This window comes from Arthrobacter sp. B1I2 (genome assembly GCF_030816485.1).
Lineage (GTDB): Bacteria > Actinomycetota > Actinomycetes > Actinomycetales > Micrococcaceae > Arthrobacter.
In genome coordinates, this window is record NZ_JAUSYC010000001.1 from 2,391,342 (window position 1) to 2,407,022 (window position 15,681).

13 protein-coding genes are annotated in these 15,681 nt (G+C 66.4%); 10 read left to right on the forward strand and 3 right to left on the reverse strand.

The annotated features are described in order from the left end of the window. The first annotated feature begins 15 nt into the window (after positions 1 to 15). From QFZ57_RS11215 to QFZ57_RS11230, 4 genes are all read left to right on the forward strand, one after another. Positions 16 to 2,070 carry an acyltransferase family protein gene (locus QFZ57_RS11215; RefSeq protein ID WP_306900278.1) on the forward strand — a complete coding sequence of 685 codons (2,055 nt, stop codon included), beginning with the start codon at positions 16 to 18 and terminating at the stop codon, positions 2,068 to 2,070. Positions 2,071 to 2,314: 244 nt separating this feature from the next. Further along, on the forward strand, positions 2,315 to 3,826 hold the full coding sequence (gene guaB, locus QFZ57_RS11220; protein WP_306630505.1) for an IMP dehydrogenase: 1,512 nt from the start codon (positions 2,315 to 2,317) through the stop codon (positions 3,824 to 3,826). Between the two features lie 127 nt (positions 3,827 to 3,953). Beyond that, positions 3,954 to 5,510, forward strand: a complete 1,557-nt coding sequence (locus QFZ57_RS11225) for an HNH endonuclease signature motif containing protein (protein ID WP_306900282.1) — start codon at positions 3,954 to 3,956, stop codon at positions 5,508 to 5,510. Positions 5,511 to 5,581: 71 nt separating this feature from the next. Further along, positions 5,582 to 7,441 carry an ABC transporter ATP-binding protein gene (locus tag QFZ57_RS11230; protein WP_306900283.1) on the forward strand — a complete coding sequence of 620 codons (1,860 nt, stop codon included), beginning with the start codon at positions 5,582 to 5,584 and terminating at the stop codon, positions 7,439 to 7,441. On the opposite strand, the gene QFZ57_RS11235 is transcribed toward QFZ57_RS11230, so the two are convergent. The 3 genes from QFZ57_RS11235 to QFZ57_RS11245 are packed head-to-tail and all read right to left on the reverse strand — an operon-like array spanning position 7,438 to position 8,887. Next, entirely contained in the window at positions 7,438 to 8,043 is a 606-nt protein-coding gene (locus QFZ57_RS11235) for a hypothetical protein (RefSeq protein WP_306901569.1), read from the reverse strand. The genes QFZ57_RS11230 and QFZ57_RS11235 overlap by 4 nt on opposite strands. Beyond that, positions 8,040 to 8,687, reverse strand: coding sequence for a hypothetical protein (locus tag QFZ57_RS11240; RefSeq protein WP_306900285.1), 648 nt, complete (start codon positions 8,685 to 8,687; stop codon positions 8,040 to 8,042). The genes QFZ57_RS11235 and QFZ57_RS11240 overlap by 4 nt, the downstream gene beginning before the upstream one ends. Continuing rightward, positions 8,684 to 8,887 carry a hypothetical protein gene (locus QFZ57_RS11245; protein ID WP_306900287.1) on the reverse strand — a complete coding sequence of 68 codons (204 nt, stop codon included), beginning with the start codon at positions 8,885 to 8,887 and terminating at the stop codon, positions 8,684 to 8,686. Before QFZ57_RS11245 ends, QFZ57_RS11240 begins: the two co-directional genes overlap by 4 nt. 131 nt (positions 8,888 to 9,018) lie before the next feature. Between QFZ57_RS11245 and QFZ57_RS11250 the strand changes: the two genes are divergently transcribed. The 6 genes from QFZ57_RS11250 (at position 9,019) to guaA (ending at position 15,679) form a co-directional block, all read left to right on the forward strand. Beyond that, a complete protein-coding gene (locus QFZ57_RS11250) occupies positions 9,019 to 10,155 on the forward strand; it encodes a GuaB3 family IMP dehydrogenase-related protein (protein ID WP_306630511.1) in 1,137 nt (378 codons plus the stop codon). A 101-nt stretch (positions 10,156 to 10,256) separates the two neighbouring features. Beyond that, positions 10,257 to 11,996 carry a glycerol-3-phosphate dehydrogenase/oxidase gene (locus QFZ57_RS11255; protein ID WP_306630512.1) on the forward strand — a complete coding sequence of 580 codons (1,740 nt, stop codon included), beginning with the start codon at positions 10,257 to 10,259 and terminating at the stop codon, positions 11,994 to 11,996. 40 nt (positions 11,997 to 12,036) lie between these two features. Continuing rightward, positions 12,037 to 12,525 carry a PTS sugar transporter subunit IIA gene (locus QFZ57_RS11260; RefSeq protein WP_306630513.1) on the forward strand — a complete coding sequence of 163 codons (489 nt, stop codon included), beginning with the start codon at positions 12,037 to 12,039 and terminating at the stop codon, positions 12,523 to 12,525. A 76-nt stretch (positions 12,526 to 12,601) separates the two neighbouring features. Then, on the forward strand, positions 12,602 to 13,471 hold the full coding sequence (locus QFZ57_RS11265) for an SURF1 family protein (RefSeq protein ID WP_306900291.1): 870 nt from the start codon (positions 12,602 to 12,604) through the stop codon (positions 13,469 to 13,471). Continuing rightward, complete coding sequence (locus QFZ57_RS11270; RefSeq protein WP_306900293.1) at positions 13,468 to 13,977, forward strand: DUF3817 domain-containing protein; 510 nt, start codon at positions 13,468 to 13,470, stop codon at positions 13,975 to 13,977. Before QFZ57_RS11265 ends, QFZ57_RS11270 begins: the two co-directional genes overlap by 4 nt. 112 nt (positions 13,978 to 14,089) lie before the next feature. Continuing rightward, positions 14,090 to 15,679, forward strand: coding sequence for a glutamine-hydrolyzing GMP synthase (guaA, locus tag QFZ57_RS11275; RefSeq protein ID WP_306630516.1), 1,590 nt, complete (start codon positions 14,090 to 14,092; stop codon positions 15,677 to 15,679). Positions 15,680 to 15,681: the final 2 nt, after the last annotated feature.

Consider the following 15,681-nt stretch of genomic DNA (forward strand, 5'->3'; position numbering starts at 1 on the left):
GGAACCAAAGATGCCATGTCGCCCTTTGCAGTTCCACCAGCCGCAAAACCCAGGAAGCCCACTTTCCGTCCGGAGGTCCAGGGGCTCCGTGCCCTGGCTGTCCTCATGGTGGTGGCTTACCACGTCTGGCTGGGCCGGGTGTCCGGCGGCGTGGATATCTTCCTGCTGATTTCGGCTTTCCTGCTCACCCTGTCCTTCGTCCGCAAAGCAGAGTCGGGCCAGCCTTTCCGGCTCCTGGTGCACTGGTTGCACCTTTTCAAGCGCCTGCTGCCGGCCGCCGTCGTTGTGATCCTCGGAGTGCTGGCAGGCACCTGGCTGATCCTGCCGCAGGGCCGTTGGCCGCAGGTCCTCGATCAGGCATGGGCATCGCTCCTATACGGACAGAACTGGGTCCTTGCAGATACCGCAGTGGACTACTACGCGCAGGACCACGCCGGCGCCAGCCCGCTACAGCACTTCTGGTCCTTGTCCATCCAGGGCCAGGTGTTCATCCTGTGGCCGCTGATCTTTGCCGCGACCGCAGCCGCGCTGACTGCGTTGCAGCGGATTCCACGCCTCCAACGGCTGACCTACCGCGGGTTGCTGGCACTGGTTTTTGGAACGGTGTTCGTGGTGTCGCTGGCCTACTCCGTTGAGCAGACAGCCACCAACCAGGCCTATGCGTACTTTGACACCCGGGCCAGGCTTTGGGAATTTGCCCTGGGGTCCCTGCTGGCACTGGCCCTGCCGTACCTCAGGCCCGGCCCTGTGCTGCGGGTGGCCCTGGGCTGGGCAGGACTGGCAGCCATGGTGTCCTGCGGCCTGGTCCTGACCGTGGACCGGTCCTTCCCCGGATATGTGGCGCTGTGGCCCACGCTGGCTGCGGCCGCATCCATCACCGCAGGGCAGACCGGCAGCCGGTTTGGCGTGGACCGGCTGCTCAGCAGCCGCCCCGCCGTCGCGCTGGGTGACAACTCCTACGCCCTGTACCTCTGGCACTGGCCCGTCCTGGTGCTGGCGCTCACGGCCACTGGCGTGGAGGCGCCAAACATCACCCAGGGCCTGGGCATCGTCGGCGCCTCCATCGTGCTCGCCGTCCTCACCACCCGCTTCGTCGAAAAGCCACTGCGCGACTGGCACTGGCCCAAGCTGCGCGCCCGGCGCACGGCCGTCGTCATTGTTGCCTGCGGTGCCCTGCTGGCCGGGCCCGTCGCCGTCTGGCAAACGTCACTCACCGCGGAGGAAAGCGCGACGGCGGCACAGCCACGTGAGCTCACGCCCGGGGCCCTGGCGCTCACCCCAGGGAACGAAAACACGCCCGCGCCCAAGGCCAGGACCATCCCCGGGCCCGCCGCACTGGACAATGACTGGGCCGGCATCGACTCGCCCTGCACAGGTGCCAACGCCACCAGCGATCCAATCCTGGAGGGGTGCCGGCAGGAACTCCCGGCGGAACCGTCCACCAAGCGCATCGTGGTGCTCGGCGACTCCCACGCCCAGCAGTACCTGGCCGCGCTGGCTCCGGTGGCGGCTGCCCGTGGCTGGGAACTGGTGACCCTGCTGATGCCCGCCTGCCGCTTCGGCGCTGAGTCCGAAAGCAGGAATGCCGAGTGCAACGCCTACAACAAAGCCAGCTCCGCCTACGTCCTGGAACACCGGCCGGACGCCGTCTTTACGGTGGCGTCCCTGACCCACGAGGAAGCGCCGGTCGAGACAGAGGTGCCGGGGTACCTCGAAGGCGTGAAGCCGTTCGCTGACGCCGGAATCGAGATTGTGGGCATCCGCGACAACCCGCGGTTCACCTTCAACATGCCCCAGTGTGCGCAGAAGAATGGCGCCGACGACCCTGCCTGCAACCCGTCGCTGGCCGGGTCCCTGGTGGAGCCGTCACCGTTGGAGAACTACCGCGGCAAGCTGCCGGGGCTGCACCTGATGGACATGAGCGACTTCATCTGTGCCCGTGGTGTCTGCCCTGCCGTGGTGGGGAATGTGTACGTCTACAAGGACGACAACCACCTCACCAGGACATATGTGGAGACCATGATTCCCATGTTCGAGCAGCGGCTGCTGGCTGCAACCGGCTGGAGCTGAGGGGGTGCCCCACACCCGGCTGGGCTCACCTGGCGGGACCACGTGCGGTTGCTCACATTGGGAACGTGGAATAGGGGGATCGGCGCCGAGGTTCTAATATTTACTCAACACTTTCTGCCCCCGGAACGCCGTGCTGCACGGTGGTCCCGCAGGATCGTCTGCACAGGCCAGTTCCGTAATGACGGGCTGGTCATCGGCTGCAACCCCTACCCGTGACCCAGCAACCAAGGTAAGAGGCGCACTTATGACCGAGCCCGAACACAATCCCTTCGGCTTCATTGGCCTGACCTACGACGACGTCCTGCTCCTGCCGGGCCACACCGACGTCATCCCGTCCGAGGCGGACACCTCATCCCGGATCTCCAAGCGGATCACGGTGCAGACGCCGCTGCTCTCCGCGGCCATGGACACCGTTACGGAGTCCCGCATGGCCATCGCCATGGCCCGCCAGGGCGGCCTGGGCGTGGTGCACCGCAACCTGTCCATCGCCGACCAGGCGGACCAGGTGGACCGGGTCAAACGGAGTGAGTCTGGAATGATCACCAACCCGCTGACTATCCGCCCCGAAGCCACCCTGCGTGAACTGGACGATCTCTGCGCCCACTACCGCGTCTCCGGCCTGCCCGTGGTGGACGAGGACAACCGCCTGCTGGGCATCGTCACCAACCGCGACACCCGCTTCGTACCCGAGTCCGACTTCCCGCTGCGGCTGGTCAGCGATGTCATGACCAAAATGCCCCTGGTTACCGGGCACGTGGGGATCAGCCGTGAGGAAGCCTCGCACAAGCTGGCCACCAACAAGATCGAGAAGCTCCCGCTCGTCGATGAGCAAGGCCGGCTCAAGGGCCTGATCACCACCAAGGACTTCACCAAGGCCGAGCAGTACCCCCTGGCCACCAAGGACGACGAGGGCCGGCTCCGCGTTGGTGCCGCCATCGGCTTCTTCGGGGACGGCTGGGAGCGGGCCATGGCACTGGTTGATGCCGGCGTCGACGCCCTGTTCGTGGACACCGCAAACGGCCACTCGCAGGGTGTGCTGGACATGATCCGCAGGCTGAAGTCGGACCCCGTAGCCGCGCATGTGGACATCATTGGCGGCCAGGCTGCCACCCGCGAAGGCGCCCAGGCTCTGATTGATGCCGGCGCCGACGGCATCAAGGTTGGCGTTGGTCCCGGATCCATCTGCACCACCCGCGTGGTGGCCGGCGTGGGTGTCCCGCAGATCACTGCCATCTACGAATCCGCCAAGGCCGCCATTCCCGCCGGCGTGCCGCTGATCGCCGACGGCGGCCTGCAGTACTCCGGCGACATCGGCAAGGCGCTGGTGGCCGGCGCCGACACCGTCATGCTGGGCTCACTCCTGGCCGGCTGTGACGAGTCGCCGGGCGAGCTGATTTTCGTCAACGGAAAACAGTTCAAGTCCTACCGCGGCATGGGCTCCCTGGGCGCCATGCAGTCGCGCGGCAAGAACACGTCATACTCCAAGGACCGCTACTTCCAGGCGGATGTGTCCGGGGACGACAAGCTGATCCCCGAAGGCATCGAGGGCCGCGTGGCCTACCGCGGACCGCTGTCCTCCGTGGCCTACCAGCTGGTTGGCGGCCTCCGCCAGACCATGTTCTACACCGGCGCGCCCACCATCCCCGAGCTGAAGGTCCGTGGCAGGTTTGTGCGGATCACTTCCGCCGGGCTGAAGGAGTCGCACCCGCACGACATCCAGATGACCGTCGAGGCACCGAACTACGGTTCGCGGTAGCTTGCGGTGGCTCCAGGCCACTGACGAAGCGTGAACACGAGGAGGCAGGGGTGACCCTGCCTCCTTTTGTTTGCCCTTCATGAGGTTGCCGATCTTGATTGTCAGTGCCTCGTTGGATGATGTCTTTATGGGAATCAGCACGGGTGTTGGGGTGGCCTTGGAGGGTGTTCATGCCTCCGTTGCTGCCCTTGATGCCCTGACCCTGGAAGACGCTTCGCTGGCTGCCGGGGCTGGCGTTAGTGCCGGGATTGGCGATGGTGCTGATGTGGATGTCTTGCAGCGGCGGTACGAGCTCCGGCTGGAACGGATGGAGCTGACGTCCCGGCTGGAAGCGCAACTCGCGGCAGTGAAGACCCGGGACGCGGCCCGGGCGATCGAGTTCCAGCAGGCCATGACCCCGCCCGACGCCTCAGTCCAGGACCGAACCTATGCCGAGATGTCGGCGGTGGAGGAGGTCGCCGGGGTCCTCACCCTCAGCTCCGCGGCCGCCGGGGCGTTCGTGGAACAGTCCCGGCGGGTGTGTTCCCTGCCGCCGGTGATCGATGCGTTGTCCGCCGGCGCCATCTCCTGGCAGCACGCCAGGATCGTGGCCGATGAAACCGAAGGCCTCACCCCCGACGGTGCCGCCGGGCTGGTGGCGCACTTCTTCGACCCCAACGACCCCAACCCCGCCCGCGGCGCAGCCCCCGGCGAGCTCGTCCCGTCACGGTTCCGGGCCAAAGTCCGCGCCTGGCGGGAACGCCACCACCCCGAAACCCTCGAAAAGCGCCACGCGAAAGGCGTCACTGACCGGCGGATGGAATACACCCCGGACCGGGACGGCATGGCCTGGATCTCCCTCTACCTCCCCGGGGACACCGCCTGCGCCATCTGGAACCGCACCACCGCCACCGCCCGCGGCCTCCAAGGACCCGGCGAAGACCGCACCCTTACCCAACTCCGCCCCGACATCGCCGCCTCACTGCTCCTCGGCACCAGCAGCGCCAGCGCCTCTGACACCACCAGCACTACAGCCGCCGAAAACACCATGGGGATTGGGAGGATCCCTACCCCGCGGGCCGATGTGCTGGTTACCGTGCCGGTGTTCTCCCTCCTCGGCCTGACCGATGAGCCCGCAATGCTGGACGGTCTGGGGCCCATCCCGGCGTCCATGGCGCGCAGGCTCGTCGCGGACGGGGCGGATTCGTTCTACCGGGTCCTGGTCGACCCCCGCGACGGGGCGCCGCTGGAGATCGGCCGGACGCGCTACCGGCTCCCGGAAACCATCAAACAATGGATCCGGATGCGGGACGGCACATGCACCTTCCCCGGCTGCAGCAACCGTTCCCCGGACAACGAGACAGACCACTTGAAGGCCTGGGAACACGGCGGCACCACCGGTGCCAGCAACCTCGGACAGCTCTGCCCCAAACATCACCGGCTCAAACACGCCCGCCCGTGGAAACCCACCCCCGGAACGAAAAACGAGCCGCCCGGCTGGACCTCACCCACCGGCCGCCACTACAACGCCGAACACCCCGACCGCGAACCAACCCACTGGCCGCCAGGCATAAATCTGCAATCGACGAAGAGGAAGGGCCCGGCGAAAGCGCTGCGAATGGCCGGCCATCGGACGGACTTCCACTTCATGGAGCAGTCCCCGGGTGAAGCTGCCCTGGCGCGCTGTCTTCATTCCAAGGCGTGACGGGATGCTTCACCACACCGGGTGCTTAGGGCGCCGCCCTTTCATGGGCAACCCAGCACTAGGCTGATTCCATGCCCCCATCACGCCATCCGGCGGAACTGACCCCCAAACGCGACCCGCAAAAGCGGCTGGCCCTTCGTCCCTATGCCCGCGCTGTAGCCCAGGTGCTGCGGGTCAGCCTCCACGCCTCCCCGGGTGCCGTGGTCATGAAGGTGCTCGGCTCACTGATCTCGGCCGTGCTGCCGCTGGTCACCACGTACTTCGCGTCCCTCACTACCACGGCTCTGGCGGCAGCGTATGCAGGCGACGGGGGAGCGGGCCGGCTCGCGGTGGTCTACGTCGTGGTCACCGCCGCGCTGGGTCTCTTTTGGGGCGCCTTCAACAGCATTGACCGCTACATCCAGCAGCTGATGAGCTTCAAGGTGGGCGCCATCGTGGGCGACCAGATGTACGAGCGTTTCCTGGCCCTCGAGTTCTGGCGTTACGACGACAAGGAAACCGTGGACCTCTATGACCGCGCCAAGAGGTTTTCCGATTCCTACGCCCGCGTCCTGGACCGCATCGCTGCCATCTTCACGCAGCTCATCTCGGTTCTCCTGGCCATCGGCGCCCTGTTGCTGGTCAGTTGGTGGATCGCCGTCATCGTCCTGGTGGCGATCGTGCCCAGCGTGTACCTGCAGTTCAAGCTGTCCAGGGAGCAGATTGCTCACTGGAACACACAGGTGGACTCACGCCGCCAGCGCCGCATGATTGAAACCAACCTCCTGCGCCCGCAGCATATTGCCGAGATGCGGCTCTACGGCATCGTCGGTTACCTCATGGACCTTCGTTCCCGGCTTCGCGATGCAGACGAGCGGCGCCGCCTCGATTACCAGCGGCGCTACATCCCCAGGCAACTCGCTGCAGATGCGCTGCAATACGGCGCGGAGGTGGTCTCGCTGATCTGGGTGGTGGGCCAGATCATCGCCCGCGCCCAGCCTGTGGGCCAGTTCCTCTACGTGCAACAGATCGTCAGCCGCGCCTTGTCTACCGCGAACAGCCTGGTCTCTTCCTTGAGCTCCATCGACGAAGACCTCGCCAACCTGAAGGACTACGAGCTGTTCATGGCGATGCCCATGCACTCGGAGCACGCACCGCCGCTGCTGGAAGCGCCGAAGGAAGTAGAGCTGAAGGACATCCGCTTCACCTACACCGGCAGCGACATCGAGGTGATCCGGGGCATCAGCCTCACCATTCATCAGGGCCAGCACATAGCCATTGTGGGGGAGAACGGTGCCGGCAAATCCACGTTGATCCGTATCCTCGCCGGCCTGTACCGTCCCGACTCCGGCCAGGTACTGCTCGACGGCGTGGACCTTGCCGCCGTCGACGTCACCTCCTGGCACCGTCATCTGGCGGTACTCAGCCAGGAGTTCCTCAAATACGAGTTCGCCACGGCAGCCGAGAACATTTACTTCGGCGATGTGGACAGTCCGCGCGACGACGGCCGCATCCGGCGCGCAGCAGCCGACGCCGAAGCGTTGGATTTCATCAACAAGCTGCCAAACGGCCTGGACAACCACGTCAGCAACTGGATGGAGGACCCGCGAGGCCGGAAGGGAAGTGGCCTTTCCGGCGGCCAGTGGCAGCGGCTGGCCATGGCCCGGAACTTCTACCGGGACGCGTCCTTGATGGTGATGGACGAGCCCACGTCCGCCATTGACGCCCTCGCCGAGCACCGCATCTTCACCCGGCTCTTCGCAGACCGCAGCAGCACCATCATTGCCATCAGCCACCGGCTCGCCACCATCGAAAAGGCGGACATCGTCTACATGCTGGAGGACGGAAAGATCGTGGAGCAGGGCACGCACAAAGAGCTGGTGGCCCTGCGCGGCAGGTACTTCAGGATGTTCGAATCCCAGCTTTCCGTGGAGGAAACCACCGGAACCTAGGCTTCCACCACAGTCGTCCTGACCCGTGCAACACTGGGCCGGGGCGGGACGCTGCTGAACCCAAACGTAACGGCGGGGCGGATGGGGGCAAGGGTCCCGGCGTCGGCGCCGTCCCAGCTGACGACGGCGGAGGTCACGTGGTGCAGGTCCGTCACCCCGTAATACTCGGCCCTTCCGCTGCCCGCCGTGCCGTAGGTGCGGGCGCCGGGAGCCGCCAGGGCGGCGAGCGGACTGACGGCGGAAAGCCAGCGCGGATGGGTTGCAAGGCGCCGCGGCACTGCCCGCAGGGCTGAACCGAGGTAAGTCCTCGCCCCGGTGACTGCCTGGATCACAAGCGGGCCGGCGTCGACCGTCAATGCGCCGGCCGCCAGTCCGGCACGGACGTCCACCATGCGCACCTCATCAAAGTTGTACGTGGCGGCGATGAACTCTGCCACCTTGGGGCACGGCGCCAGCAGCAACCGGTGTCCGGAGGGCTGCTGCACCATGACGTCCGCGAAGGTCCCGAAAGGGGAGTCCTGCCACATCCCGATCACGGCGCGCAGTCCGGACGTGGTGCCAATGCCGGCGATGTGGCCGTCGAAGATCCAGCGTTTCATCAGAGCGGGCCGTAGCCTGCGTTGCCGTAGGGGTCCCGCCAAACGGCCAGGTCCTGTTCCACAGCGCTGCGGAGTTCAGGGTTCGCCTGGACCCGCAGCCTGAACGACTGCCGGGCCCGGCCCATGACCGTGGATGGGACAACGATGCAGGCAACCAGGAGGGCCAGGATGAGCACGAAGGATCCCACCAGCGTTGTGGCCGCACCGTTGCCCTTTGCAGTAACCGAGGGCAGGTACATGGACAGGATCCCGCCCAGGGCAACTGCCAGAACGGACACCATGGCGATGCCACCGCGGGCCGATCCCGGGCCTCGGCTGATCAGGAGCCGGTCCGTGTTGGGCAGGGTGGCCCGAACCCGCCTCCACGAGGCGAGGCCAAGCACCAGGAGGGCGGCACCCAGCGGGCCGAGGACCAACACCGCGGCAGGGATTCCTGTAGTAACTGAGAAGAACGCACCCGCCAGGGCCAGGACGGGTCCGCCGGCGATCGCGCTGCTCCAGCCTGCCGCCAGGGTGACCTGGGCATCGGCCAGTTGCCGTAACCGGGAGGGAGCGTTCGGGGGGCTGATCCGGGCCAGTTCAGGGGAGAGCCAGTGATCGAGGGAGTGTGCGGGCAGGCCGGCGGGGAAGGGAATGGGATGTGTCATGCCGTCTGACGGCCCAGACCCTGGCGCAGCCGGTCTGCCAGGTCCTCGCCCTGCAGGGCAGCAGGCGACGGCTGCGTCTCGTCGTCGTTGAGTATCTCCAGGATGATCCCGCGTTCCGTCTCCAACCGGCGTGGCCGCGAGTGCCCCATGGCCGTGGACAGCGACTGCTGAATACCGGCGCTGTAAAGGCCACGGGCCATAGGTGGTTCTCCTTGGAATCGGGCAGGGGGAGCGTTCACCGAACCCCTGCCCTAGGTTACGGATTTCTTCGGGTCGTTGCCATGGGCACCGCTGCCCATGGCGCCGGGTAATGCTGGGATAACCTAGAGCAGTGACTTATGAGATCGAGATCGGCCGTGGCAAGCGTGGGCGTCGTGCCTACTCCCTGGATGACATTGCAATCGTCCCCAACCGTCGCACCCGCGACCCCAAGGACGTCTCCGTCTCCTGGCAGATCGACGCCTACCAGTTCGAGATGCCGGTAATCGCGGCCCCGATGGACTCGGCCATGTCCCCGCAGACGGCCATCGCGCTGGGCAAGCTCGGCGGCCTGGGTGTCCTGGACCTTGAGGGCCTCTGGACCCGCTACGAGGACCCGCAGTCCGTTCTTGACGAGATCGCGGCACTGGAGGACGAGACCAACAGCCCGGCAGTCACCGGCCGGATGCAGGAGCTGTACAGGGCGCCGATCCAGCCCGAGCTGATCACGTCCCGCCTGGCCGAGATCCGCGAGGCCGGCGTCACCGTAGCCGGTTCACTGACCCCGCAGCGCACCCAGGAGCACTACAAGACCGTTGTGGCTGCCGGCGTCGACATCTTCGTCATCCGCGGGACCACCGTGTCCGCCGAGCACGTCTCCAAGGACCACGAGCCGCTGAACCTCAAGCAGTTCATCTACGAACTCGACGTCCCCGTCATCGTGGGTGGCGCGGCGGGCTACACCCCGGCGCTGCACCTCATGCGGACCGGCGCGGCAGGCGTGCTGGTGGGCTTCGGCGGCGGCGCAACCACCACCACGCGCCGCGCCCTGGGCATCCACTCGCCCATGGCGTCCGCCATTTCGGACGTCGCAGCCGCCCGCCGGGATTACATGGACGAATCGGGCGGCCGCTATGTGCACGTTATTGCCGACGGCGGCATGGGCACCTCGGGTGACATCGTCAAGGCGATCGCCATGGGCGCCGACGCCGTCATGCTGGGCAGTGCCCTGGCCAGGGCAGAGGAAGCGCCCGGCAAGGGCTGGCATTGGGGCCAGGAGGCACACCACCTGGAGCTGCCGCGCGGTGACCGCGCCAACGTCGGCACCGTGGGCCCGCTGGAGGAGGTCCTCTTCGGACCCGGCCACCACACCAACGGCACGTCCAACCTCATTGGCGCGCTGCGCCGCTCCATGGCGACCACAGGCTATTCGGACCTGAAGGAGTTCCAGCGGGTCGACGTCGTCGTGTCGCCTTACGCAGGGAACTGACACGCAGGGCAGGGCGGGGAGGCCGCTTCCCGCCCTGCCCAAAGCACGCCGCCAGCAAGTAGTGTGGGTTTACTACCGGCACTAGGCACTGGAGGCGTTCAATGAAGAGTGTTGCTGCAAACGGCGGGGCCCTTGGCCCGGAAGCCAGGGAAGCATCCATCCAGCGGCTGCGAGGCACTGCCGAACCCGGCCAGGAACTGGACATCCTGATCGTGGGCGGCGGCATCGTTGGTGCGGGAGCCGCGCTGGACGCCGTGACCCGTGGGTTGAGCGTCGGCATCGTTGAGGCAAGCGACTGGGCTGCCGGTACGTCCTCCCGGTCCTCGAAACTGATCCACGGCGGCCTGCGCTACCTGGAGATGCTGGACTTCGCCCTGGTCAAGGAGGCCCTGCAGGAACGCGGGCTGCTGCTCTCCGAAATCGCCCCGCACCTGGCCCGGCCGGTGCCCTTCCTGTATCCACTCACCAAACCGTTCATCGAGCGGCCCTACGTCGGCGCCGGCATCGCCCTGTATGACGTCATGTCCATCTCCAGCGGGCACAGCCGCGGCGTGCCGTTCCACAAGCACCTGAGCAAGCGCGGCACCCTGCGCGCCGCCCCCAGCCTGAAAAATGATGCGTTCGTCGGGTCCATCCGGTATTACGACGGCCAGGTGGATGACGCGAAGTACGTGGCGAACCTGGTCCGTACCGCTGCCCACTACGGCGCCCACGCCGTGAACCAGATGGCGGTGGTGGACTTCCTGCGCGAGGGCGAGCGGGTGGTCGGAGCCAAGGTGGAAAACCGTGAGGACGGGACGAAATTCAGCATCCGCGCCAAGCAGGTCATCAACGCCACCGGCGTTTGGACCGACGAAACCCAGGCCATGGTGACCGACCGGGGCCAGTTGAAGGTCCGCGCCTCCAAGGGCATCCACCTGGTGGTTCCCCGCGACCGCTTCCAGTCCACCGTGGGCCTGATCCTGCGCACCGAGAAGTCAGTGCTGTTTGTCATCCCGTGGGGGCGGCACTGGATCATCGGCACCACGGACACCGACTGGCACCTGGACAAGGCCCACCCCGCTGCTTCCAGCAAGGACATCGACTACGTCCTGGAACACGTCAACCAGGTGCTGAAGCGGCCGTTGACCCGGGAGGACGTCGAAGGAGTCTATGCAGGGCTCCGCCCGCTGCTGGCCGGTGAAAATGACTCCACGGCCAAGCTTTCCCGCGAGCACGTGGTGGCACACCCGGTCCCCGGCCTGGTAGTGGTGGCCGGCGGCAAGTGGACCACGTACCGGGTCATGGCCAAGGACGCCGTGGACGAGGCCACCCGCACCATGGACGAACGGGTCCCACCAAGCTGCACCGAAACCATCCCGCTGCTGGGCGCCAGCGGCTTCCGTGCCGCCTGGAACCGCCGGAACCGCACGGCCGAGGAATCCGGGGTGCACGTGGCGCGGATCGAGCACCTGCTCAACCGGTACGGTTCCATGACGACCGAAGTGCTGGCCATCATCGAGCAGAACCCGGAACTGGCCCAGCCCCTCCCGGGAGCGGACGACTACCTGCAGGCCGAGGCCGTCTATGCCGCAACCCATGAAGGCGCCCGCCACGTGCAGGACGTCCTCACCCGGCGCACGCGGATTTCCATCGAAGCCTGGGACCGCGGCGTGTCCGCTGCCCCCGTTGTCGCTAAACTGATGGGTGACGTCCTGGGCTGGAGTGACACGCAGCGGGAAAACGAGGTCCGCCACTACATTGCCCGGGTGGAAGCCGAACGCCTCAGCCAGCAACAGCCGGACGACGAATCCGCAGACGCCGCCCGCCTGGGCGCGGAAGACATCGTGCCCTTGCGCTGAGGGGCCGTTCGCCCCGCACTGCTGACTGAAGGGATACGCCTTGGCGGAACCACTGGACCCGTATGACGCCCACCTCACCACGGCCGACATGGTGATCCTGGAAATGGAGGCGAAGGACAAGACCGACGCCACCAACCAGCTGGCAGAACGGTTGCACGCAGCCGGGCGGATCTCGGATCTTGACGGCTTCCTGAGGAACGTCAACGCCCGGGAGCACCAGCTGGCCACGGGGCTCCCGGGCGGCATCGGGTTGCCGCACGCGCGCAGCGAATTCGTCTCCCAAACCTCAATCGCCGTCGGGATCGCCAAGTACGGCCATGCCCTGGACTTCGGTGCCACCGACGGGCCCGCCACGGTGATCCTTCTGATTGCCACCCCCGCCAGTTCTTTCTCGGACCATCTGGAAGTGCTGGCCACCCTGGCACGGTCGCTCTCCAAGGAGTCCTTCCGGGAATCACTTCGGCGCGCCTATGACGCCGAAGTGATTGCCGAGCTCATCAATTCCAGCCTGGTGTTCTTCGACCACTAGGCACGCCCGCCCCTTTTCCGGGTGCGGTCGCCCTGGCGTTTAGTTGTTCTACAGAAGTACGAAGTACGGTTAAGACGTGTGGAAAACAGCCCTCAAGCCCCGATGGATCGCAGGCTTTATCTTCGCGATCGCACTCTCCGGGGTCTTCGTGCTGCTGAGCCAGTGGCAGTTCGGCCGCTCCACCCAACCCGAGGTGCCGGTCAATCCGGCCACTGAAGAAGTGCAGCCGCTGATCAATACGCTCCAGCCGGGTGAGTTTTTCCACGGCAGCGTCGCAGACCAGATGGTCACAGCCCAGGGCACCTACAGTCCGGACAAGCAGGTCCTGGTTCCGGGCCGGCTCCATGACGGAAAGAGCGGCTACTGGGTGGTTTCGGCTTTTGCCGTCAACGGCGCCCCCGTGCTGACCGGCGCAGCCGCGTCACCGCAGACCTGGATCCCGGTGGCACGCGGGTGGGTGGCGGAACCCCAGGACGCGGCAGCACCGCCGTCGGGCCTGGTTGAACTGACCGGACGCCTGCTGCCGTCCGAAGCCCCGGTGGCCGGGAAGGCGCCCAGGCCGGGGGAGGCCTCGGCGGTTTCCGTGGCCGAGCTCATCAACTACTGGGAGGTGAGCAGCTACCCGGGCTTCATGTCGGCCACCGCGGAGGTGGTGGGCGGCCAGGACGTCAGCGCCGCAGCGGTGCCCGGAAACCTCCTCCCTCTGGACATCGGCCCGCAGCCGCCGGCACAGCGCATCAACTGGCTCAACCTCTTCTACTCCATTGAGTGGGTGGTCTTCGCCGGCTTCGCGCTCTTTATCTGGTGGCGCCTGGTCAAGGACGACTACCACCGGGACCTTGAGGAGGCCCTCGATGAGGCCGAAAATTCCGCCGGCGACGAGCGGCACGAAACGCACCAGCCTCCACAGCAGCCTGAACAGCACCAGCAGAAGGTACAGCCATGATTGATCCGAAACCGGCCACCCCGTCAGCCCCGGCCCCCGGCGGCAAGACTGCCGGCAAGAAGCGCCGCTTTGGCGGCACCGAGGCACAGATCCGGTCCGCCCTGAAGTTCTACAAGGTCATGGCCTATCTCACAGGCACCATGCTGCTGCTGCTGTGCGCCGAGCTCGTGGCCCGGTACGGCTTCGGGCAGTACCTGTTCGCGGGCGGCACCAACGCCGTCACCGGCCAGCCGTTCGGCTTCGGGTTCGCTGACGCCGAGCCGCCGGGAGTGCTAAACGGCGTGAACGTCTCCGTCACAGTGCTGATCGTGCACGGCTGGATGTACGTGGTCTACCTGATCTCCAACTTCCGGTTGTGGTCCCTGATGCGCTGGCCCTTCCTGAAGCTGGTCCTGCTGGCCCTCGGCGGTGTGGTGCCGTTCCTGTCCTTCAGCGTCGAAAAGAAGTTCCACGCTGAGGTGGAGGCCGAGCTGGCCGCCAACCCGCAGGCGCCGCAGCGCTACTGATCCGTTTCGGCGTGCGGGCCTCCCTGCCAGCGACCCGCCGTCGAACGTCTGCTCCGTCACAGCGCGGCGTCCCAAGATGCGCCGGTGCAACGGCGCCAAGTAGGCTATTACGGTGACTACTCCCACTGCATCCCAGACTTCCCAGAAGCCGGTGCTGGTTGTTGATTACGGTGCCCAGTACGCGCAGCTGATTGCCCGCCGCGTCCGGGAAGCGAATGTGTATTCGGAAGTGGTTCCGCATACCTACTCCACCGAGCAGCTCCTGGCCAAGAATCCTGCCGCCATCATCCTGTCCGGCGGCCCTTCCAGCGTTTATGCCGACGGCGCCCCGAGCGTGGGTGCCGACCTTTTCGAAGCCGGCGTCCCCGTCTTTGGCATCTGCTACGGATTCCAGGCCATGGCCAACGCCCTGGGCGGCAAGGTGGACAAGACCGGCCTGCGGGAGTACGGATCCACGGAAACCACCATCCTGGGTGACGGCCGCTCGGTGCTTGAGGGCATGCCGCAGCACCAGAAGACCTGGATGAGCCACGGCGACTCCGTGCACGAGGCACCTGCCGGCTTCGATGTCCTGGCCACGACGGCCGGCGCGGAAGTTGCGGCGTTCGCCAATGAGGAAAAGTGCCTGTACGGCGTGCAGTGGCACCCCGAGGTCAAGCACTCCGCCTACGGCCAGCAGGTCCTGGAGAACTTCCTCTTCAAGGGCGCCAAGCTGGAGCCCAACTGGACCACCGGCAACATCCTTGAAGAGCAGGTGGAGCGCATCCGCCAGCAGGTGGGGGATGCCCGGGTCATCTGCGGCCTCTCCGGCGGCGTGGATTCGGCCGTGGCGGCAGCCCTGGTCCAGCGCGCTGTGGGCGATCAGCTCACCTGCGTGTTCGTGGACCACGGACTGCTGCGTGAAGGCGAAGCGGAGCAGGTGGAACGCGACTTCGTGGCCGCCACCGGCGTCAAGCTGTACGTCGCAAACGAACAGGAACGCTTCCTGTCCGCGCTGGCCGGCGTCAGCGATCCGGAAACCAAGCGCAAGATCATCGGCCGCGAATTCATCCGCGCCTTTGAAGAAGCCGAACTGGCCATTATCGCCGAGGCCGCTGCCCACGGCGAGAAGATCAAGTTCCTGGTCCAGGGCACCCTGTACCCGGACGTCGTCGAATCCGGCGGCGGCGAAGGTGCGGCGAACATCAAGAGCCACCACAACGTGGGCGGCCTGCCGGAGGACCTGCAGTTCGAGCTCGTTGAGCCGCTGCGTGCCCTGTTCAAGGACGAGGTCCGCGCCGTGGGCGCCCAGCTGGGCCTGCCGCAGGAGATCGTCGGCCGCCAGCCGTTCCCCGGCCCCGGCCTGGGCATCCGGATCGTCGGCGAGGTGACCAAGGAGCGGCTGGATCTGCTGCGCAAGGCAGACGCCATCGCCCGCGCCGAACTCACCGCCGCCGGACTGGACAACGAGGTATGGCAGATGCCCGTGGTCCTGCTGGCGGATGTCCGCAGCGTAGGAGTCATGGGCGACGGCCGCACCTATGGCCACCCCATCGTGCTTCGTCCCGTCTCCTCGGAGGACGCCATGACAGCCGACTGGTCGCGCCTGCCCTACGACCTCCTGGGGCGGATTTCCAGCCGCATCACCAACGAAGTGGAAGGCGTCAACCGCGTGGTGCTGGACGTTACCAGCAAGCCGCCGGGAACCATCGAATGGGAATAGCA